The 20,196-nt window shown below is 62.3% G+C and carries 15 protein-coding genes, 3 tRNA genes and 3 rRNA genes (1 of these 21 only partly in view); 6 read left to right on the forward strand and 15 right to left on the reverse strand.

What is annotated here, in order from left to right:
* Positions 1 to 11: 11 nt before the first annotated feature.
* A complete protein-coding gene (gene murJ / locus K2O50_RS22950) occupies positions 12 to 1,550 on the reverse strand; it encodes a murein biosynthesis integral membrane protein MurJ (RefSeq protein ID WP_050703657.1) in 1,539 nt (512 codons plus the stop codon).
* A gap of 250 nt (positions 1,551 to 1,800) precedes the next feature.
* On the opposite strand from murJ, the gene rpsT reads away from it, so the two are divergent.
* Positions 1,801 to 2,079: a 30S ribosomal protein S20 gene (rpsT, locus tag K2O50_RS22955; protein WP_023533220.1), complete on the forward strand. Its 279-nt coding sequence runs from the start codon at positions 1,801 to 1,803 to the stop codon at positions 2,077 to 2,079.
* Positions 2,080 to 2,424: 345 nt separating this feature from the next.
* Here rpsT and K2O50_RS22960 read toward each other — a convergent pair whose 3' ends face one another.
* Together K2O50_RS22960 and K2O50_RS22965 are read right to left on the reverse strand one after the other, a co-directional pair.
* Positions 2,425 to 3,585 carry an MFS transporter gene (locus K2O50_RS22960; protein WP_050703656.1) on the reverse strand — a complete coding sequence of 387 codons (1,161 nt, stop codon included), beginning with the start codon at positions 3,583 to 3,585 and terminating at the stop codon, positions 2,425 to 2,427.
* Between the two features lie 492 nt (positions 3,586 to 4,077).
* A complete protein-coding gene (locus K2O50_RS22965; RefSeq protein WP_050703655.1) occupies positions 4,078 to 5,292 on the reverse strand; it encodes an MFS transporter in 1,215 nt (404 codons plus the stop codon).
* A 200-nt stretch (positions 5,293 to 5,492) separates the two neighbouring features.
* On the opposite strand from K2O50_RS22965, the gene K2O50_RS22970 reads away from it, so the two are divergent.
* On the forward strand, positions 5,493 to 6,416 hold the full coding sequence (locus tag K2O50_RS22970; protein ID WP_050703654.1) for a FecR domain-containing protein: 924 nt from the start codon (positions 5,493 to 5,495) through the stop codon (positions 6,414 to 6,416).
* 96 nt (positions 6,417 to 6,512) lie between these two features.
* A tRNA-Met gene (locus K2O50_RS22975) sits at positions 6,513 to 6,589 on the forward strand.
* Positions 6,590 to 6,643: 54 nt separating this feature from the next.
* On the opposite strand, the gene K2O50_RS22980 is transcribed toward K2O50_RS22975, so the two are convergent.
* Entirely contained in the window at positions 6,644 to 7,258 is a 615-nt protein-coding gene (locus K2O50_RS22980) for a LysE family translocator (RefSeq protein WP_050703653.1), read from the reverse strand.
* Between the two features lie 218 nt (positions 7,259 to 7,476).
* Here K2O50_RS22980 and K2O50_RS22985 point away from each other — a divergent pair, with 218 nt between their 5' ends.
* Positions 7,477 to 8,382 (forward strand): LysR substrate-binding domain-containing protein, encoded by a 906-nt coding sequence (locus K2O50_RS22985; protein WP_050703652.1) that lies wholly within the window; start codon positions 7,477 to 7,479, stop codon positions 8,380 to 8,382.
* On the opposite strand, the gene K2O50_RS22990 is transcribed toward K2O50_RS22985, so the two are convergent.
* The gene (locus K2O50_RS22990) at positions 8,322 to 8,906 is read right to left on the reverse strand and encodes a D-Ala-D-Ala carboxypeptidase family metallohydrolase (RefSeq protein WP_177330816.1); all 585 of its coding nucleotides are present in this window, start codon (positions 8,904 to 8,906) and stop codon (positions 8,322 to 8,324) included. The genes K2O50_RS22985 and K2O50_RS22990 overlap by 61 nt on opposite strands.
* 66 nt (positions 8,907 to 8,972) lie before the next feature.
* Here K2O50_RS22990 and K2O50_RS22995 point away from each other — a divergent pair, with 66 nt between their 5' ends.
* Positions 8,973 to 10,142, forward strand: a complete 1,170-nt coding sequence (locus K2O50_RS22995) for a hypothetical protein (protein ID WP_050703651.1) — start codon at positions 8,973 to 8,975, stop codon at positions 10,140 to 10,142.
* Positions 10,143 to 10,212: 70 nt separating this feature from the next.
* Here the strand turns inward: K2O50_RS22995 and K2O50_RS23000 are convergent, their stop codons facing one another.
* On the reverse strand, positions 10,213 to 10,920 hold the full coding sequence (locus K2O50_RS23000) for an SDR family oxidoreductase (RefSeq protein ID WP_050703650.1): 708 nt from the start codon (positions 10,918 to 10,920) through the stop codon (positions 10,213 to 10,215).
* A gap of 75 nt (positions 10,921 to 10,995) precedes the next feature.
* On the opposite strand from K2O50_RS23000, the gene K2O50_RS23005 reads away from it, so the two are divergent.
* The gene (locus K2O50_RS23005; RefSeq protein WP_050703649.1) at positions 10,996 to 11,952 is read left to right on the forward strand and encodes an arsenic resistance protein; all 957 of its coding nucleotides are present in this window, start codon (positions 10,996 to 10,998) and stop codon (positions 11,950 to 11,952) included.
* On the opposite strand, the gene K2O50_RS23010 is transcribed toward K2O50_RS23005, so the two are convergent.
* The 9 genes from K2O50_RS23010 to K2O50_RS23050 form a co-directional block, all read right to left on the reverse strand.
* The gene (locus K2O50_RS23010; protein WP_050703648.1) at positions 11,949 to 12,464 is read right to left on the reverse strand and encodes a histidine phosphatase family protein; all 516 of its coding nucleotides are present in this window, start codon (positions 12,462 to 12,464) and stop codon (positions 11,949 to 11,951) included. The two genes, K2O50_RS23005 and K2O50_RS23010, sit on opposite strands and share 4 nt — an antisense overlap.
* 57 nt (positions 12,465 to 12,521) lie before the next feature.
* The gene (locus K2O50_RS23015; RefSeq protein ID WP_050703647.1) at positions 12,522 to 14,822 is read right to left on the reverse strand and encodes a PqiB family protein; all 2,301 of its coding nucleotides are present in this window, start codon (positions 14,820 to 14,822) and stop codon (positions 12,522 to 12,524) included.
* Complete coding sequence (locus K2O50_RS23020; protein WP_050703646.1) at positions 14,815 to 15,438, reverse strand: paraquat-inducible protein A; 624 nt, start codon at positions 15,436 to 15,438, stop codon at positions 14,815 to 14,817. Before K2O50_RS23020 ends, K2O50_RS23015 begins: the two co-directional genes overlap by 8 nt.
* Positions 15,425 to 16,084, reverse strand: coding sequence for a paraquat-inducible protein A (locus K2O50_RS23025; protein WP_050703645.1), 660 nt, complete (start codon positions 16,082 to 16,084; stop codon positions 15,425 to 15,427). The genes K2O50_RS23020 and K2O50_RS23025 overlap by 14 nt, the downstream gene beginning before the upstream one ends.
* Positions 16,085 to 16,406: 322 nt before the next feature.
* Positions 16,407 to 16,522 (reverse strand): 5S ribosomal RNA (rrf, locus tag K2O50_RS23030).
* A gap of 130 nt (positions 16,523 to 16,652) precedes the next feature.
* Positions 16,653 to 19,545 (reverse strand): 23S ribosomal RNA (locus K2O50_RS23035).
* 242 nt (positions 19,546 to 19,787) lie between these two features.
* A tRNA-Ala gene (locus K2O50_RS23040) sits at positions 19,788 to 19,863 on the reverse strand.
* A 6-nt stretch (positions 19,864 to 19,869) separates the two neighbouring features.
* Positions 19,870 to 19,946 (reverse strand) — tRNA-Ile (locus K2O50_RS23045).
* A gap of 77 nt (positions 19,947 to 20,023) precedes the next feature.
* Positions 20,024 to 20,196, reverse strand: a 16S ribosomal RNA gene (locus K2O50_RS23050); it runs 1,364 nt beyond the window's last position.
* Together the 16S, 23S and 5S rRNA genes with 2 tRNA genes alongside form the textbook arrangement of a ribosomal RNA operon.

Genomic DNA, 20,196 nt, shown 5'->3' on the forward strand with positions numbered 1-20,196 from the left:
CCTCTCGCGCCTCAATGCAACGCCTTGCGGGCGAAATGCCGAGGGCGGAACCCGCACAGGAACAGGCAGCCGAAGTAGGTCACCACGCCCGCCGCGATCAGGCCGCCGAGGCGCAGGAAGCGCGCGAGCATGTTGCCCTGTTCCCAGGCCGGCAGGTAGTGCATGCCCAGCAGCAGCACGCCCGCCATCAGGGTCACGGCCAGCACCAGCTTGAGCAGGAACGCCAGCCAGCCCGGCTGCGGCTGGAACAGTTGCTGGCTGCGCAGCTTCCAGTACAGCAGGCCGGCGTTCAGGCACGCGCCCAGGCTGATGGCCAGGGCCAGCCCGGCATGGGCCAGCGGGCCGATCAGCACCAGGTTGAGCAGCTGGGTGCAGACCAGGGTGAAGACCGCGATCTTCACCGGCGTGCGGATATTCTGCTGCGCATAGAAGCCAGGTGCCAGTACCTTGACCAGGATGATCGCCAGCAGGCCCACCGAATAGGCGATCAGGGCGCGCTGGGTCATGGCCGCGTCGAAGGCGGTGAACTTGCCGTACTGGAACAGCGCCACGGTCAGCGGCTCGGCGAGGATGGCCAGGGCCAGGGTGCAGGGCAGCACCAGCAGGAAGCACAGGCGCAGGCCCCAGTCGAGGATCCGCGAATACTCCTCACGGTCCTTGTTGGCATAGGTCTTGGCCAGGGTCGGCAGCAGGATGGTGCCCAGGGCCACGCCGAGCACGCCGGAGGGCAGCTCCATCAGACGGTCGGCGTAGTACATCCACGACACCGAGCCTGCCACCAGGAACGAGGCGAAGATGGTGTTGATGATCAGCGAGATCTGGCTCACCGACACCCCGAGGATGGCCGGCAGCATCTGCTTGAGCACGCGCCACACGCCGGTGTCGCGCAGGTTCAGGCGAGGCAGCACGAGCATGCCGATCTTCTTCAGCGCCGGCAGCTGGTACAGCAGTTGCGCCAGGCCACCGGCCAGCACGCCCCAGCCCAGGGCCATGATCGGCGGGTCGAAGTACGGCGTCAGCAGCACGGCGAAAGCGATCATCGCAACATTGAGCAGCGTGGGGGTGAACGCCGGCACGCTGAAGCGGTTCCAGGTATTGAGAATCGCGCCGACCAGCGACGACAGCGAGATCAGCAATATATAAGGAAACGTCACCCGCAGCAGCGAAGTGGTCAGCTCGTATTTCTCCGCGCTGTCGACGAAGCCCGGCGCGGTGGCCCAGACCACCCACGGCGCGGCGAGGATGCCGATCACCGTGACCAGGGCCAGGACCAGGGTCAGCAGGCCGCTCACATAGGCGATGAAGGTACGGGTGGCCTCCTCGCCCTGCTGGGTCTTGTACTCGGCCAGGATCGGCACGAAGGCCTGGGAGAAGGCCCCCTCGGCGAAGATCCGCCGCAGCAGGTTGGGCAGTTTGAAGGCGATGAAGAAGGCGTCGGTGGCGATGCCGGCACCGAACACCCGCGCCAGGATGGTATCGCGCACGAAGCCGAGCACCCGGGAAATCATGGTGATGGAGCTGACCGCGGCCAAGGATTTGAGCAGGTTCATCGAAAAGTTTCACGCCAGAGACAGAGGGCGCTGCCAGACAGCGTCCGAATGTGCGATACTCCCGCGCCTTCGCAGGGGAGCCAAAAATTCCCGAGTTTACAGGTCGTGCGACAGAAAGGAATATTTCCCTCCTGTTGGCTCACCACTCGGCGGAACCCTGCAGGTGGCCTTGACATCCGTTCGACTCATCGGCATGATTCGCGGCCTATTTTGTTTGCTATTTACCTAAAGTCTTTCGAGGAGCTCGACGGTGGCCAACTCACCTTCCGCCAAGAAACGTGCAAAACAGGCTGAGAAGCGTCGCAGCCACAACGCCAGCCTGCGTTCCATGGTCCGCACCTACATCAAGAATGTAGTCAAGGCCATCGACGCAAAAGACGCCGAAAAAGCGCAAGCCGCTTACGTTCTGGCTGTACCTGTAATCGACCGTATGGCCGACAAGGGTATCATTCACAAGAACAAAGCTGCTCGCCACAAAGGCCGTCTGAATGGCCACATCAAGGCGCTGAAAGAAGCTGCAGCTGCCTAAGCGACGTTCTTGTCGAAAAAACCGACCCTAGGGTCGGTTTTTTTATGCCTGCAATAACGTGTGGATTGCCTATATAAAGAAGGCCCATGGCGTAATGCCTGTCAGTTAGCGCTTCATCGCGCTTGGTTGGGGCTGCTTTGCAGCCCTTCGCGGGTAAACCCGCTCCCACAGGATCGCGCAAACGCTGAATCGAGTACCGTACTTGTGGGAGCGGGTTTACCCGCGAAGGGTCGCGCAGCGACCCCAATTGGCTTACCTGACTGGCATTAGCCCATGGCGTGGCAGCTGTTTCGCGGGCAAAGCCCACCAGCACCACGCCTGCCAACCAGCGGACTACCCGGCTGCTCAGTCCACCGCTGCCTGCAGCCTGCCCGCCCGACGGTATGCCTGCCGGGCGAAACACACGAACAACCCTGCCATCAGCGCCAGCGCCATGGGCAAGCCATGGGGCGCCACATCCATCGCCGCGCCGCTGACCAGCGGCCCGACCAGGCTGCCGACACCCCACAGCAGGCCGACACTGGCGTTGGCGGTCACCAGGTCCTGGCCCCTGAAGCGCTGCCCGATCAACACCAGCGCCAGGGTATAGATGCCACCGGCCACCGCCCCGAGCACCACCAGCAGCGGCCACAGCAGCCAGGTCATCTGCAGCAGCCAGGGCAAGGCAATTCCGATGCTCATCGCCACCAGCCCGCATACCAGGTGTAGCCCGGTGCGCTCGACCCGATCGGCAAGCCAGCCCAGCGGCAGCTGGAAGATCATGTCGCCGGCGAACACCACGGTCACCATCAGCGCCGCCACGCCCACGGCAAAACCGTGGCTGCTGGCGTACACCGGCAGCAATGACAGCACCACCGCATCGAAGAACGAGAAGAACAGCACCGCCACGCACAAGGCCGGGGCGACGCGGAAGAAGCCAGCCAGGCCGAAGCTCTTCTCGCCTTCGTCGCCATGCTCGACATGGTCGTTGGGCACGGTGAACAGGATGCACAGCAGCGCCAACCCGTAGCAGACGGTGACCACGCCGGTCAGCCACGGGCTGTCGGCGCCGAGCAGCGCCAGCAGTGCCGGGCCGAGCACCTGGAAGCCGGTGAAGCTGGTGGCGTACAGGGCCATGATCTTGCCGCGGTTGTGCTCCGGGCACAGCTCGTTGACCCACGATTCGCCGAGGATGATCGCGATGCCCATGCCGATGCCGAGCCCCAGGCGCAGCAGCGCCAGCCACAGCATCGAGTCGAAGGCCCATTCCAGCAGGGCGATGCTCAGGGTGCACAGGCTGAAGCTGAGCAGGTAGATGACGCGCCGGGTCAGGTGCCGGCAGCAGGCGTCGACCATGAAGGCCGAAAGCATCATGCCCGCCGCCGGGATCGCCGAGATGATGCCGATCTCCAGTGTCCCCGCCCCCGCCTCGTGCAGGCGCAACGACACCAGTGGCAGGCTCGCCCCGAGGCTGAAACCGACCACCGACACGGCGAACAACAGGCCCGCCAGCAAACGCATGTTCATGTACCACTCCTTGCAAGCCGGCGCACAGGGGCTCTGGCCCTGGCCGACTGGAAAATCCGCTGAAAGATGTTCGAACGCAGGCGCCCGCAGTCACGCCGCAATGGCGCGGGATGCAGGGGCGCGGATCAGTTCAGGGCAAGGTGTGGCGAGAAAGTGAAGGCGAACAGCACGCTGCGTCGACGCTTGAGCACCGTGTCGCTCGGCCACGCGCGGCGCGCTGTCGGGGCGACAGGCTGGCGGTGCGGGCGGAGACTACGGGTACGGCGCATTGCATCGACTACGCAGGGATTGAGGAGGCGGCACTCTAGGCCATGCGGATCCAAATCGTCAATCGTCGGCCTTGATGCACTTCCCTGTAGGAGCGGCCTTGTGCCGCGAAAGGGCTGCGAAGCGGCCCCGGAAATCTTTGGTTAAACGCGACAATCCTGGGGCCGCTTTGCGGCCCTTTCGCGGCACAAGGCCGCTCCTACAAAGAATGCATCCGGCCGACTTTCAGCGTTTGCCAGTGGACGGCAGGAACACCGCCAGCAACCCAAACAACGGCAGGAACGAGCAAACCCCATACACATACTCGATCCCACGCAGATCAGCCACATACCCCAGCAGCGCAGCACCGATGCCGCCGAAGCCGAACATCAGGCCGAAGAAGATCCCGGCGATCATCCCGACATTGCCCGGCACCAGTTCCTGGGCATACACCACGATGGCCGAGAACGCCGACGCCAGGATGAAACCGATCACCACGCTGAGCACGGTGGTCCAGAACAGGTCGGCATACGGCAGCGCCAGGGTGAACGGCGCCACCCCGAGGATCGAGAACCAGATCACCGCCTTGCGCCCGATGCGGTCACCGATCGGCCCGCCAAAGAAGGTGCCCGCCGCCACCGCGCCGAGGAACAGGAACAGGTGCAACTGCGAACTGGCCACCGACAGCTGGAACTTCTCGATCAGGTAGAAGGTGAAGTAGCTGGTGAAGCTGGACATATAGAAGTACTTGGAGAACACCAGCAAGCCCAGCACCACCAGCGCCAGGATCACCCGCTGGCGCGAGATGCCGTGGGTGGCCTGCACCGCCTTGCGCGCCTTGGCCTGGTTGAGGTGCTCCTTGTACCAGCGGCGCAGCATCAGGCTCACGGCGAAGAAGAACAACCCGGCCACGCCGAACCAGGCGACATGGGTCTGGCCGAAGGGAATCACGATCGCCGCCGCCAGCAGCGGGCCGAGGGCGGAGCCGGCGTTGCCGCCGACCTGGAAGCTCGACTGCGCCAGGCCGAAGCGCCCACCGGAAGCCAGGCGGGCGATGCGCGAGGTCTCGGGGTGGAAGGTCGACGAACCGATGCCCACCAGCGCCGAGGCCAGCAGGATCATCGGGAAGCTGCCGACGAAAGCCAGCATCACGATACCCACCAGGGTGCACACCGTGCCCAGCGGCAGCAGGTTCGGCGTGGGCCGCTTGTCGGTGAAAAAGCCCACCCACGGTTGCAGCAGCGAGGCGGTGATCTGGAAGGTCAGGGTGATCAGGCCGATCTGGGCGAAGCTCAGGTTGTAGTTGGCCTTGAGCATCGGGTAGATCGCCGGCAGCACCGACTGGATCAGGTCGTTGATCAGATGCGCCAGGGCGCAGAAACCGATGATGCGCATCACCAGCGGCGAGACCTGGCTTGCCGGGCTGCTGACACTGGAAGTGGTGGTACTGCTGATGGCCATGGGCTCGATGTCCGTCCGCGGGTTGGGATCCGATTATCGTGAAACAAATAGATACGAAGCTACCTTTTTATTTTGCCGAGACTTCCATCCGACACGTACTTGTAAATAATTCTCAATATAATTAGCATCCTTCTCCTCTTCCCTGTAAACGCTGGGCAAAACCGCCCTCCTCCTGCGAGCAGACCGATCCCATGAGCCCGATGCCCGCCTTGCAGCCCACGCCCGACCCCGAGCAGGAAGCCCTGGAATGGTTCTCGCGCCTGCGCCAACCCGACTGCGACGAGGCCCTGCGCCAGGCATTCGCCAGCTGGTGCCAGGACCCGCTCAACGCCAGGGCCTATGCCCAGCTCGAAGCCTACTGGCAGCAACTGCAGGTGCCGGCGGCACGCCCGCGACCACGCATCGCCAAGGTCCGTCGCAGCCGGGCCGGGCTGTGCCTGGCGCTGCTGTTCCTGCTGCTGGTGGGCGCACTGGCCTGGCTCTACTGGCCGGTGATGCAGCGTCTGGGCAGCGAACTGCACACCGACAGCGGCGAGCGCCGCAGCGTGCGCCTGGCCGATGGCTCGACCCTGCACCTGGACAGCGCCAGCGCGATGAATGTCGACCTGCGTGGCCGCACCCGCCAGCTGCACCTGGTGCAGGGACAGGTATACCTGGAGGTGATGCTCGATGGCCGGGCTATGGAGGTGCAGGTCGATGACACGCGGATCCAGGTGTTCGGCACCCGCCTGCAGATCGCCCGCCATGCCGACCACGACGAACTGGTGGTGTTCGGCGGCAAGGCTGCGGTGTTGCAGGGCGGCGACCAACGCCTGGTCAATGCCGGCGAACGGGTGACGTTCAGCGAAAGCCGCATCAATCCGGTCGAAAAGATCGATGCCAAATTGGCCGATGCCTGGCGCAACGGTCAATTGAAGGCCAGGAACCTGCCGTTGAGCGAGGTGCTGGAGCGCCTGGCCGATTACCGTGGCCAGCGGGTCTGGCTGCTGAACGAGCAAGCGGCCTATCAGCGCGTCAGCGGCGATTTCGACCTCGACCACCCGGCGCAGAGCCTCGAGCGCCTGGCCGCCGACCAGCAACTGCGCCTGCACAACCTGCTCGGCCACTGGCTGATCGTGCGCTGAAGCGCCCTTCCCGGCTAAGTTTTTGAAAGGTTGGCAATTTTTTTTAAAAACGTTGTTGACAGGATCGCGATTCGAGCTAATAATGCGCGCCAAGTTGGCTACATAGCTCAGTTGGTTAGAGCATAGCATTCATAATGCTGGGGTCCGGGGTTCAAGTCCCTGTGTAGCCACCACCTTCTAAAAGGGCTTATCGAAAGATAAGCCCTTTTTCTTTGCCCGCGAAAAAGCTACTTCACGCCTGCCACCACCACGGCCAGCCCCAGGCTGATCAACGCCACGCCGATGACCCGGTCGACCACCACCTGGCGCTCGATCATCGCCCGACGCAGCAGGTGATTGGAGAAGAACACCGCCACCAGGCTGAACCACACCCAATGGGCGAACGACATGAACGCGCCATAGGCGAAGTCCAGCGCCAGCGGGCTGCCGGGCTGCACCACCTGGGTGTAGGCGCTGACCACGAAAAGCATGGTCTTGGGGTTCAGCGCGTTGGTCAGAAAGCCCGTGCGCAAGGCGCTCGCTACATTTGTCTCGCTGTGCGCCAGGCCGTCGAGGCTTATACGCGTGGTATTGGTCAGCGACTTGTAGCCCAGGTACACCAGATAGCCCGCCCCCACCACCTTCATGGCCAGGAACAGGGTCGGGCTCTGGCTGATGATCACGGCGATGCCAAGCACGGTGTACAGCACATGCACTTGCACGCCCAGGGCGATGCCCACCGCTGCCGCGAGACCGGCCTTGCACCCCTGTGCATAACTGCTGCGGGTGACCATGGCGAAGTCGGCGCCGGGGCTGATGACGGCCAGGAGGGTGAAGAGGGCGACGGCAATGAGCTCGTTCACGAACAGGTATCCTCGATGAAAATTCACGGAAGACCGGATTATCCTGTTGCCTTGAACGGGTAAAAATCGATTTATAGTGAGGCTAATCTGCTAGTTTTACTCACCTATTTGCATTGAATCGACCGGCCTATCGCGGGGCAAGCCCGCTCCCACGCGTGCTTCACGCTGCACTTGTGGGAGCGGGCTTGCCCCGCGACAGGGCCGGGACAGGCCAGCACATGAAACTGCCTCCCCTCACCGCCTTTCGCTACTTCGACATCGCCGCCCGCACCGAAAGCTTCGTGCGCGCTGCCGAGCACCTGCACGTCACCCACGGCGCCGTCAGCCGCCAGGTGCGCCTGCTCGAGGAAAGCCTCGGCGTGGAACTGTTCGAACGGCGCAACCGGGCGATCTTCCTCACCCGCGCCGGACGCGACCTGCAGGCCACCACCCAGGCGATCTTCGAGCAACTGGAGGGCGCCGTGCAGCGTCTGCACCAGCAAGCTCACGACAACGTGCTGGTGGTGTCCTGCGAGCCAACCATCGCCATGCGCTGGCTGATCCCGCGCCTGCCGCGCTTCCATGCCCGGCACCCCGACCTGCAACTGCACCTGGTGGCGGCCGGCGGCCCGGTGGATTTCGCCCGCGGCGGCATCGACCTCGCCCTGCGCCGCGATGACTTCCACTGGGACCGCCAGCTGCACAGCCTGAAGATCTGCGATGAGTGGATCGGCCCGGTCGCCACGCCGGATCGCCAAAGCCAGCGCCTGCTGCACAGCGCCACCCGCCCCGACGCCTGGGCCACCTGGCTGCGCCTGAGTGGCCAGGACTTGCGGCAAACGGCGCGCAGCGACTTCGAACACTTCTACCTGTCGATCCAGGCCGCCAGCGCGGGCATGGGAATGGCCATCGCCTCGGCGCTGATGGTCCGTGACGAACTGGACAACGGTCAGCTACAGGCGCCGTACGGCTTCCTGCGCGATGGCTCCGGCTACCACCTGCTTAGCCCGCAGCCGCTGGATGACGGCAGCAAGCGCCAGTGTTTCGCGCAGTGGGTCGGCGACGAGTGCCGGGCCTGCCTGGCTCACCTGGGCTTGCTGCAGAACGACGAACCGGCACTGCCATCACCGCCCCAGGTGCGATAGCCGGCCGTGTCGATATGGATACGCCCGGAAGGGTAACGGCCCAGCCCCATGTTCCAGGCCTGGCCGTGCTGCTGCCAGAAGCGGCACAACGGGCTCGGCTCGGCCCGGCGCGGCAGCAGCAGGTCGACGGCGAAAGCGCGCATGTGCGCGCTGCTTGGCGCGCCGCCGGCACAGGCATTGAGCCGGGGATCGCGGTAGGCCGACACCACTTCGAACTGACGCAGGATGCCCTGTCGGTCGAGGGTCTGGATCAAGGCCAGCGTCGAGCGTACCGCCGGCCAATGGCTCGCTGGCGGCACCGCGAACGGCGAGGCGTTGCACAGGCGCCAGTCCGAGGCCGAGCGCAGCAGCTGATGGATCGGCACCACGCCATACAGCCGGGCGTCCACCAACATTTCACGAAACCTGCGGTTCTCGTGATCCCCGGCCCACTGGGCGAACATCCACACATCGCGTTCATCGGCCTGGACCGCACCGAGCCCGATCAACGCGCTAGCCAATAGCCATGTCCTGGCGCTTTTCATTCCCCCTCCTCTTCGTCCACCATGGGCGCGCCCGCCGTCCTGGCGGCCACTGACAAGGAGTTAAGCATGCACAAGATTGCTGTATCGGGCCTGGCCGCCCTCGCCTTCAGCGGCCTGGCCATGGCCGACGCGCAGATCGACCTGGGCGACGCCCAACGGGTCACGCGGTTGTTCGCCTACCCCAACAACTGCAACGTGATCTGCTACCGCGACTGGACACTCGAACAGACCGTCGAGCACTACCTCACCCAGAGCGTGCAGCGCGATGGCTACGCCAACGCCAAGGTCACGGTGAACCGCGACAACGACAAGCTGCACGCCAGCATCACCGGCGTGCCGGCCAGCTACAGCGAACCCTTGCGCAAGCTGCTCGACAGCGGCGACCTGGCCTACCAGGGCGCCACCCGCCTCAACCAGAAAGGCGGCTGGGACTACAGCTGGTACCTGTTCCTGCCCCTGGGGATGGCCCTGGAAAACCGCCGCAGCATCGAGCTGCTGCACTTCCCGCCGGACTACTCGCTGACCCGCTATCAAGACTACCTGAAGTCCAACACCACCGACCGCTGGGCCGAGCTTCTGACCTTCAACGGCGTCGAGGCCACCCAGACCCCGGCCTACCAGACCATCGTCGACATCGCCCCGATCGCCGCGCCGGCCAGCGCGGGCAAGGACCTGGAAGGGGTCTACAGCTACTTCAACGACTACCAGGTGCGAATGGTCAAGGAAGTGGCCCTCACCCACGACGGCAAGACCGCCTTGCCGATGGTCGCCTTCGGCGCGCCGGTGCGCGCGTGGATCCAGCAGCAGTACGGACCGAAGGTCAACGTGCTGGGACTGGTCAGCATCGCGCCGGAGCCGGACAGCGCCAAGGTGCCTGTGCTCGGCGCCAACCACCCAAGCGCGATCTGGTACGCCGCCGACCCGAAAAGCTACGACGGCGACCAGGACAAGGCCGACGCCGCGGGCCTGAAGATGATGGGCCAGGACCTTTCCGCCGCCTGCTGGCAGGCCGGCATGGGTCGCAACCCGCAGGCCGACGCCACGCTCACCCTGCAGGCCTGCACCAGCAAGTGGCAGGTGACCCAGAAGAAGCAGACCTGCGAGCTGTTCTACCGCACCATCCGCGACATGACGCCGGAACAGGCGGCGGCCAAGTGCAATACCGGGACGGTGACGCGCAGTCTGCGTGATCTGCGCAAACCCTTGGAGACCAACGAGACCGACCGGGCGCTTTGAGCCGCCCAGTCGATCGCTCCAGGTAGCCTGGGCCAAAGGGGCCACCGTGCCCCTTTGGCGTCACACGGATTCAGAAGCGCTCGTCACGCAAGGCCGGCAAGGTGATGTCACGCACGTAGCTGGACGACGACAGGCTCAGCATCATCCGGCACACCTGCACCACATCGTGCACGGGGATCAACGTCCCCTCCCCGCGCCGCTCGGCCTGGGCCAGCGGCACATCCAGGCCGTCCTCGGTGTTCAGGTAGCCCAGGTTCAGGCAACTCACGCCCAGGCCCTGGTCGCGGAAGCCTTCGCGCAGCGCCTCGGCAATGCCGCGCAGGCCGAACTTGCTGGCGCCGAAGGTCACCTCTGGGCGCCCGCTTCCTGGCAGGCCGGAGGTCGAACCGGTAAGAATGATTCGTGGCCGGTCGCTTTGCAGCAGCACCGGCAGCAGGCGCTTGATCAACAACAACGGCGCAGTGATGTTGGTGTCGACCATGCGCTCGATCTGCGCCTCGTCGTCGTCGAGGAAGCTGTAGCCCTCGTCGAAGGCCCGCGCCTCCCAGATTCCGACGTTGTAGACCAGCACATCCAGCCCGTCCCCGGCCACCGCCTCGTGGATAATCGCGGCGGCCTGGCGCGGCTGGCCGAGGTCGGCCTCGATCCAGCGTACCGCGCCCGGCAACGCCGCTGGCCGGGTGCGCGATACACCGACCAGCGTATCACCCACGCCACCCAGGCCCTGTACCAGCGCCCGTCCCAATCCCTTGCTTGCACCGACCACTAGAATTCGCATCGAATCACTCCCTATGGACTGCGCCAGATAGTACCCTGCCCCACCCAGCAAATCAGTCGGAAATACCAGGACACCGTGGACAGAGATCAACTCGAACGCAACCAGATCCCCTTCTACTTCGTTGCCGTGGCGCTGGCCGCCGCCCTCGGCCTGCTGGCACCGGGCGCCGCCGCGCCACTAGCGGCGCTGGTGACCCCGGCCATCGCCGTGCTGATGTACGCGATGTTCCTGCAGATCCCCTTCCTCGACCTGCGCGCGGGCCTGGGCAACCGGCGTTTCATGGGCGCGCTGCTGCTGGCCAACTTCGTACTGGTGCCGCTGTTGGTGTGGGCGGGCACTCGTGGCCTGGTCGAACACCCCGCCGTGCTGGTCGGCGCCTTGCTGGTGCTGCTGACGCCGTGCATCGACTACGTGGTGGTGTTCACCCATATCGGTAAAGGCGACTCGCGCCTGACCCTTGCCGCCACGCCGGTGCTGTTGCTGGTGCAACTGGCGCTGCTGCCCTTGTACCTGGCGCTGATGCTCGAAGGCGCCGGCAGCGTGGAAATCTCGCTGGCACCCTTTGTCGAGGCGTTCGTGCTATTGATCGTACTGCCGCTGTTGCTGGCCGTCGCCAGCAGCGCCGGGGCGCGGCGCTCGACCCTGGTCGCGAAGTGGAACGACGCCTGGGCCTGGCTGCCGGTGCCGGCCATGGCACTGGTGCTGGTGCTGGTGATCGCTTCGCAGATCGGCGTGGTGGCCAGCCGTCTCGACGACCTGCTGCCGGTGCTGCCGGTGTATGTCGGCTTCGCCCTGCTGGCACCGCTGCTCGGGTTGCTTGCGGCGCGGCTATTGAGGTTATCCACAGGCGAGGCCCGGGCGGTGACCTTCAGTGCCGCCACGCGCAATTCGCTGGTGGTGCTGCCTTTGGCGCTGGCGTTGCCAGAGTCGATCCGGGCGCTGGCAGCGGCGGCGGTGATTACCCAGACCTTGGTGGAACTGGTCAGCGAGTTGATCTACGTCCGCGCCGTACCGGCGTTGATTCGCCGTTAGGCCAGTTGCAAGCGCCACTGGCCGCAATGGCTGAAGCGCACCTCGGCCAGGGGTGGCACATCGATCCGGTGGAAGGACGCCAGGGGCGCAGCCAACGCATGCAGCATCGCGGCGCGGATGACAAAGGGGTGGGTAATGGCGAGCCACTGGCCAGGCATCAGCGCGTTGTCCATCCAACTGGCGACGCGCTCGCACAAGGCGGCGATCGACTCACCGCCGTGCGGCGTGGCATGCGGGTCGGACAGCCAGGCCTGGAGGGCGTCTTCGTCCAGCTGTTTGAGAAGCAGCCCCTTCCACTCGCCCAGGTCGCAGTCGCGCAGCCCCTCATCGACAGTCGCGCTCAGGCCCTCGGCCGTCTGGCGGGCACGCAACTCCGGCGCGCTGAGGCAACGGGCGGTTGTCGATAGCGGCGCCGAAGGATCACGCAGCGGCTCGTCATCAAGCGCGAAGCGGCCCACCCGCTGCGCCTCGGTGCGGGCGTGGCAGACCAGGGTGAGGTGAATGGGTTTCATGGCTGGCGCGCGCCCTCCCGCAAATCCGGGCCACCCAGGCGGGCGGCCCGGCATGCATCACTTGCCGATCTGGATCTTCGGTGCCCACTCCAGCCAGGCATCCTCGGGCTTGTCGAACAAGGCGAAGGTCTGCTGCGGTCGCGCCGGATTACCCATCTGCTCGCCGTCCGGCGTGGCGAAGGCGATGCCGCCCTCGATCAGGGTCTCCACCGACTCGGTGCGCACCGTGGCGCCCTTGAACAGGCCCCAGTCGAAGCCGAAGCCGCTGCTGTTCCAGAAGCGGCTGCCGCCGCGCACCAACCCGGCGTAACGCGGCTCGATCAGGATGTGGATAAGTACCCGGTCGGCGGTCTGGCCCAGCTCGAAGCCGGTGACCCTGCCCACCGTGACCTCGCGGTAGGTCACCGGCACGCCCGGTTTGATCGAGCCACGGCGCGCCGCGCTCAGGGTCAGCGGCAGGCCGACCTCTTCGCCTTTCACTTCCGGCGCATCGCTCAGGGCGATGAAGTCACGCTGCGGCCCCTTGTCCTTGAGCGCCGGCAGCACCTCGAGGTACTGGCCGCCGATCAGCGTGTCGAGGTTCTGGGTACGCACCAGGCCCAAGGCCGGCTTGACCACCCAGAACTGAGTGCCGGCACGGGCGATGCGCTCGGCCGCCTGGGTGATCCGTGCACGCAGCACCACGGCCTGCAGGTCGGCGGTCAGGTCGACACTCTCGACACTGCCAACATCCAGCCCACGGAAGCGGATCGGCGTGCCCGGTTTCAGGCCCTCGGCGCGCTCCACGCGAATGGTGACCAGGGTACCGGCACGGTTGGCCGCATCCTGGCTTTCATGCAGGCGGAAGCGCGGAATGCGGCGCTTGAGCGGCACATCCGGTTTCGGCGTATCGAAGGCGATGCCACCGGCCATCAGCGTCTGCAACGACTCGCTCTTGACCTGGATCCCCGAGAGGCCGCCGGTCAGGGTGATGCCACTGGCATTCCAGAAGCGCGAGGAGCCGTTGACCAGGTTCTCGTATTCCTTCTCGATGTGCACCCCGATCAGGATGCGCTTGCTGTTGCGGGCGAACTGGTAGCTCTGCACGCTACCCACGCGCACCTGGCGATACATCACCGGGCTGCCCACTTCCAGCGAGCCCAGGGTATCGGCGAACAGCACCATGTGCCGGCCCGGCGCCTTCAGGTCCAGCGGCGGCGCCTTGGGTCGCGCCTCGAACTCGCGCAGCGGCTTGGCACCTGGCTCACCCGGGCGCACGGCAATGTAGTTGCCCTTGACCAACGCCTCGAGGCCGGTGATGCCGGCAAGCGAGATGGACGGCTTGACCACCCAGAACTGGGTGCCTTCGACCAGGTAGTCCTCGGCCAGCGGATCGAGGGTCAGCTCGGCCATGGCAGTGGAGAGATCGCCTTCGACTTTCAATTCCTTCAGCGTTCCCACCTGGATACCTTTGTACAGCACCGGCGTGCGCCCCTTCTGCAGCCCCTCGAAGTCACTGAGCTTGACCTTGACCCGGATGCCGGCCTGGGCGGCGTCGAAGTCTTCGTACAGGCGGAACGGCAGGCTCGGATCGGTGGGCGGGCTGTCCTTGCGGTTTTCCGGCGTGGCGAAGGCGATACCGCCGGCGACGATGCTCGACAGCGACTCGGTACGCACCTTCACGCCGGACAGGTCGGCGTCGATGCTGACCCCGCTGGCGTTCCAGAACCGCGTGTGCTTGCGTACCAGGCTGGCGTAGGCCGGGGCGATGAACACCTTGATCTCCACCGTGCCCTGGTCTTCGGACAGGCGATAGCTCTTCACCCGGCCCACCTGGATCTGCTTGTAGAACACGGGGCTGTCACGATTGAGCGAGCCCAGGCGCTCGGCCTTGAGTGTGAGGTGCAGGCCCGGCTCGGAATCGGACAACGGCGGCGCCTCCTTGAGCGCAGTGAAACGCTTGGTCTGCTCGCCCTCCCCCGGATCGACAGCGATATAGTTGCCTGAAACCAGTGTTTCCAGCCCCGAAATACCGGCCAGGCTGACACTTGGCTTCACCAGCCAGAATCGCGTGCCCTTGGTGAGGTGAGGTCCTGCCTCCTTGCGCATCTCGATGGTGGCGATGACACCGCGGTTTTCCCCCTTGTCATCCAGCACCAGGGCGACGACCTTGCCCACCGACATGCCCTTGTAGATGACCTCGGTCTTGTTGGCGACGATGCCCTCGCCACTCTCGAAGCGCACCTGGATCTCGATACCGGCATCGCTGTAGGCCTTCCAGGCCAGCCAGCCACCAATCGCCAAGGCAATCAGCGGCAGGATCCAGATGGCCGACCAGTTCGAAGCGGGGCGGGTTTTAGCCGTAGGCAAATCACTCATGGTCGTCATCCGACTCCGTGTTGTCCCAGATCAGTCGGGGATCGAAAGTTAAAGCGGCGAGCATCGTCAGGATCACCACGGTGGCGAAGGCGACGGCGCCCAGGTTGGCTTCGACACTGGCGATGCGGCCGAAATTCACCACCGCCACCAGGATGGCGATAACGAAGATGTCCAGCATCGACCAGCGGCCGATGAATTCGATGAAGCGGTACATCAGGATGCGCTGGCGCGCCGAGAGCGGCTGGTGGCGCTGCACCGAGTACAGCAGCAGGGCGATGCCAACCAGCTTGAAGGTCGGCACCAGGATGCTGGCGATGAACACCACCGCGGCGATCGGCAGCATGCCGTGCTTCATCAAGGTGATGACGCCGGACATGATGGTGTCCGGGCTGCCCTGGCCGAGGGCGCTGACGGTCATGATCGGCAGCACATTGGCCGGGATGTAGAGCACCATGGCCGTGATCAGCAACGCCCAGGTGCGCACGATGCTGTTGGGGCGCCGGGCATGCACCACCGCGCCGCAGCGGGTGCAGGCCTGCGAGGTGCTGTCCGGCTCCTGGCGATTCAGCTCGTGACATTCATTGCAGACCAGGATGCCTGCATCAATCGCCCGCATGGACATCCTCCCCCGACAAGGCCACCCAGATCTGGTGCGGCGACATGACCACCTCGAGCCACACCTGCACCAGCAACAGGCTGATGAAGCAGAACAGGCCCAGGCCGATACTCAGCTCGGCCAGGTCGACCAGCTTGACGATGGCCACCAGCACGCCCATGAAGTAGACCTCGAGCATGCCCCACTCACGCAGGTGGTGATAGATACGATAGATCAGCAGGCCGTAGCTGCGGCCGAAGTCCAGGCGGATGCTCAACAGCACCATCAACTGGCAGAGCAGCTTGAGCAATGGGATGGCCATGCTGCACAGGAACACCACCACGGCGATGCCGCGCATCTCTGAGTTGTACAGGCCAAGCACACCGCTCCAGACGGTGTCGTCGGAGGTCTGGCCGAGCAGGTGCAACTGCATGATCGGCAGGAAGTTGGCCGGCACATACAGCAGCAACGCGGTCAGGACCAGGGCCAGGCTGCGGTTGATCAGGTTGTGGCGATGGGCATACAGCTCGTAGCCGCAGCGCGGGCACAGGGCCTTCTCGTCATTTTGCAGCGTGGTCTTGCGCATCAGCAGGTCGCACTCATGGCAGGCCACGAGCTCGTCCAGCGGCATCTGCGCGAGCGCTTCGGGATCGACAGGGTTGGGCATAAAGGCATTCTGAATGGATGCGTCGGCTCTATTCTAGTGTTCCGACTCGAATTGTGGGAGATGGCCATTATGAGGAACTGTATCGGTGTTCGGGTCACACTTTCCGCAGACAACGCTACTCCCCTGTAGGAGCGGCCTTGTGCCGCGAATGGGCTGCGTAGCAGACCCAGGATTTGTGCATCACGCTGATATCGCCGGGGCCGCGTTGCGGCCCTTTCGCGGCACGAGGCCGCTCCTACAGGAGGGGGCGGTGTTGGTTTCTGTTACGCGGAAAAGACAAAACCCCTACCTGCTCGCGCAGATAGGGGTTTTGCGAAATGAATCTTGACGATGACCTACTCTCACATGGGGAAACCCCACACTACCATCGGCGATGCATCGTTTCACTGCTGAGTTCGGGATGGGATCAGGTGGTTCCAATGCTCTATGGTCGTCAAGAAATTCTGTTGCCAGAACATCCAGATGGATACTCCAGCGAATTCGGATATGCGATTTGTGATGTTGCGAACTTTCGGTTCTTTCGTCTTCACCACCGCAATCTGCGCTTTGCAAATTGCTTGGGTGTTATATGGTCAAGCCTCACGGGCAATTAGTATTGGTTAGCTCAACGCCTCACAGCGCTTACACACCCAACCTATCAACGTCGTAGTCTTCGACGGCCCTTCAGGGAGCTCAAGGCTCCAGTGAGATCTCATCTTGAGGCAAGTTTCCCGCTTAGATGCTTTCAGCGGTTATCTCTTCCGAACATAGCTACCCGGCAATGCCACTGGCGTGACAACCGGAACACCAGAGGTTCGTCCACTCCGGTCCTCTCGTACTAGGAGCAGCCCCTCTCAAATCTCAAACGTCCACGGCAGATAGGGACCGAACTGTCTCACGACGTTCTAAACCCAGCTCGCGTACCACTTTAAATGGCGAACAGCCATACCCTTGGGACCGGCTTCAGCCCCAGGATGTGATGAGCCGACATCGAGGTGCCAAACACCGCCGTCGATATGAACTCTTGGGCGGTATCAGCCTGTTATCCCCGGAGTACCTTTTATCCGTTGAGCGATGGCCCTTCCATACAGAACCACCGGATCACTAAGACCTACTTTCGTACCTGCTCGACGTGTGTGTCTCGCAGTCAAGCGCGCTTTTGCCTTTATACTCTACGACCGATTTCCGACCGGTCTGAGCGCACCTTCGTACTCCTCCGTTACTCTTTGGGAGGAGACCGCCCCAGTCAAACTACCCACCATACACTGTCCTCGATCCGGATAACGGACCTGAGTTAGAACCTCAAGGTTGCCAGGGTGGTATTTCAAGGATGGCTCCATGAGAACTGGCGTCCCCACTTCAAAGCCTCCCACCTATCCTACACAAGCAAGCTCAAAGTCCAGTGCAAAGCTATAGTAAAGGTTCACGGGGTCTTTCCGTCTAGCCGCGGATACACTGCATCTTCACAGCGATTTCAATTTCACTGAGTCTCGGGTGGAGACAGCGCCGCCATCGTTACGCCATTCGTGCAGGTCGGAACTTACCCGACAAGGAATTTCGCTACCTTAGGACCGTTATAGTTACGGCCGCCGTTTACCGGGGCTTCGATCAAGAGCTTCGCTTGCGCTAACCCCATCAATTAACCTTCCGGCACCGGGCAGGCGTCACACCCTATACGTCCACTTTCGTGTTTGCAGAGTGCTGTGTTTTTAATAAACAGTCGCAGCGGCCTGGTATCTTCGACCGGCGTGGGCTTACGCAGCAAGTGCTTCACCCTCACCGGCGCACCTTCTCCCGAAGTTACGGTGCCATTTTGCCTAGTTCCTTCACCCGAGTTCTCTCAAGCGCCTTGGTATTCTCTACCTAACCACCTGTGTCGGTTTGGGGTACGGTTCCCAGTTATCTGAAGCTTAGGAGCTTTTCTTGGAAGCATGGCATCAACCACTTCGCGCTCTAAAGAGCACTCGTCATCAGCTCTCGGCCTTGAGATCCCGGATTTGCCTAAGATCTCAGCCTACCACCTTAAACTTGGACAACCAACGCCAAGCTGGCCTAGCCTTCTCCGTCCCTCCATCGCAATAACTGGAAGTACAGGAATATTAACCTGTTTTCCATCGACTACGCTTTTCAGCCTCGCCTTAGGGACCGACTAACCCTGCGTCGATTAACGTTGCGCAGGAAACCTTGGTCTTTCGGCGTGCGAGTTTTTCACTCGCATTGTCGTTACTCATGTCAGCATTCGCACTTCTGATACCTCCAGCAAGCTTCTCAACTCACCTTCACAGGCTTACAGAACGCTCCTCTACCGCATCACCAGAGGTGATACCCGTAGCTTCGGTGCATGGTTTGAGCCCCGTTACATCTTCCGCGCAGGCCGACTCGACTAGTGAGCTATTACGCTTTCTTTAAAGGGTGGCTGCTTCTAAGCCAACCTCCTAGCTGTCTAAGCCTTCCCACATCGTTTCCCACTTAACCATGACTTTGGGACCTTAGCTGACGGTCTGGGTTGTTTCCCTTTTCACGACGGACGTTAGCACCCGCCGTGTGTCTCCCATGCTCGGCACTTGTAGGTATTCGGAGTTTGCATCGGTTTGGTAAGTCGGGATGACCCCCTAGCCGAAACAGTGCTCTACCCCCTACAGTGATACATGAGGCGCTACCTAAATAGCTTTCGAGGAGAACCAGCTATCTCCGAGCTTGATTAGCCTTTCACTCCGATCCACAGGTCATCCGCTAACTTTTCAACGGTAGTCGGTTCGGTCCTCCAGTCAGTGTTACCTAACCTTCAACCTGCCCATGGATAGATCGCCCGGTTTCGGGTCTATACCCAGCGACTAAAGCGCCCTATTAAGACTCGCTTTCGCTACGCCTCCCCTATTCGGTTAAGCTCGCCACTGAATATAAGTCGCTGACCCATTATACAAAAGGTACGCAGTCACCTAACAAAGTAGGCTCCCACTGCTTGTACGCATACGGTTTCAGGTTCTATTTCACTCCCCTCTCCGGGGTTCTTTTCGCCTTTCCCTCACGGTACTGGTTCACTATCGGTCAGTCAGTAGTATTTAGCCTTGGAGGATGGTCCCCCCATGTTCAGACAAAGTTTCTCGTGCTCCGTCCTACTCGATTTCACTGGCAAGAGATTTTCGTGTACGGGGCTATCACCCACTATGGCCGCACTTTCCAGAGCGTTCCACTAATCTCAAACCAGCTTAAGGGCTGGTCCCCGTTCGCTCGCCACTACTAAGGGAATCTCGGTTGATTTCTTTTCCTCAGGGTACTTAGATGTTTCAGTTCCCCTGGTTCGCCTCTTGCACCTATGTATTCAGTACAAGATAACCAGCTTATGCTGGCTGGGTTCCCCCATTCAGAGATCTCTGGATCACAGTCTGTTTGCCGACTCCCCAAAGCTTATCGCAGGCTACCACGTCTTTCATCGCCTCTGACTGCCAAGGCATCCACCGTATGCGCTTCTTCACTTGACCATATAACCCCAAGCAATCTGGTTATACTGTGAAGACGACATTCGCCGAAAATTCGCATTTCGCTCATTGCTGAGCAGAACTCACAAATTTTACCTTAGCCTGAATAACCAGCAGTGAAACTGGTATTCAGTCTATCTATCACATATCCGAATTTTTAAAGAACGATCTGACAAAAGTCAGAAATCAACATTCATCAACGAATGCTCATTTCTAAGTTCTGATCAAGTAGACACAACAGAAAGTGGTGGAGCCAAGCGGGATCGAACCGCTGACCTCCTGCGTGCAAGGCAGGCGCTCTCCCAGCTGAGCTATGGCCCCGCATATTGGTAGGTCTGGGCAGATTTGAACTGCCGACCTCACCCTTATCAGGGGTGCGCTCTAACCAACTGAGCTACAGACCTATATAGGGTCTTGATCGTCTTCACATATGAATCAAGCAATTCGTGTGGGAGCTCATCAGCAGGCTGATGTCTTCGATTAAGGAGGTGATCCAGCCGCAGGTTCCCCTACGGCTACCTTGTTACGACTTCACCCCAGTCATGAATCACACCGTGGTAACCGTCCTCCCGAAGGTTAGACTAGCTACTTCTGGTGCAACCCACTCCCATGGTGTGACGGGCGGTGTGTACAAGGCCCGGGAACGTATTCACC

Origin of the sequence: Pseudomonas sp. 2hn (genome assembly GCF_019646095.1) — a bacterium.
GTDB classification, from domain to species: Bacteria; Pseudomonadota; Gammaproteobacteria; order Pseudomonadales; family Pseudomonadaceae; genus Aquipseudomonas; species Aquipseudomonas peradeniyensis.

Excerpts from the sequence above, each read along its gene's own strand:
- murJ (WP_050703657.1), bottom strand. The coding sequence starts at position 1,550 with ATGAACCTGCTCAAATCCTTGGCCGCGGTCAGCTCCATCACCATGATT.
- K2O50_RS22960 (WP_050703656.1), bottom strand. The coding sequence starts at position 3,585 with ATGAACATGCGTTTGCTGGCGGGCCTGTTGTTCGCCGTGTCGGTGGTC.
- K2O50_RS22965 (WP_050703655.1), bottom strand. The coding sequence starts at position 5,292 with ATGGCCATCAGCAGTACCACCACTTCCAGTGTCAGCAGCCCGGCAAGC.
- K2O50_RS22970 (WP_050703654.1), top strand. The coding sequence starts at position 5,493 with ATGCCCGCCTTGCAGCCCACGCCCGACCCCGAGCAGGAAGCCCTGGAA.
- K2O50_RS22985 (WP_050703652.1), top strand. The coding sequence starts at position 7,477 with ATGAAACTGCCTCCCCTCACCGCCTTTCGCTACTTCGACATCGCCGCC.
- K2O50_RS22990 (WP_177330816.1), bottom strand. The coding sequence starts at position 8,906 with ATGAAAAGCGCCAGGACATGGCTATTGGCTAGCGCGTTGATCGGGCTC.
- K2O50_RS22995 (WP_050703651.1), top strand. The coding sequence starts at position 8,973 with ATGCACAAGATTGCTGTATCGGGCCTGGCCGCCCTCGCCTTCAGCGGC.
- K2O50_RS23000 (WP_050703650.1), bottom strand. The coding sequence starts at position 10,920 with ATGCGAATTCTAGTGGTCGGTGCAAGCAAGGGATTGGGACGGGCGCTG.
- K2O50_RS23010 (WP_050703648.1), bottom strand. The coding sequence starts at position 12,464 with ATGAAACCCATTCACCTCACCCTGGTCTGCCACGCCCGCACCGAGGCG.
- K2O50_RS23015 (WP_050703647.1), bottom strand. The coding sequence starts at position 14,822 with ATGAGTGATTTGCCTACGGCTAAAACCCGCCCCGCTTCGAACTGGTCG.
- K2O50_RS23020 (WP_050703646.1), bottom strand. The coding sequence starts at position 15,438 with ATGCGGGCGATTGATGCAGGCATCCTGGTCTGCAATGAATGTCACGAG.
- K2O50_RS23025 (WP_050703645.1), bottom strand. The coding sequence starts at position 16,084 with ATGCCCAACCCTGTCGATCCCGAAGCGCTCGCGCAGATGCCGCTGGAC.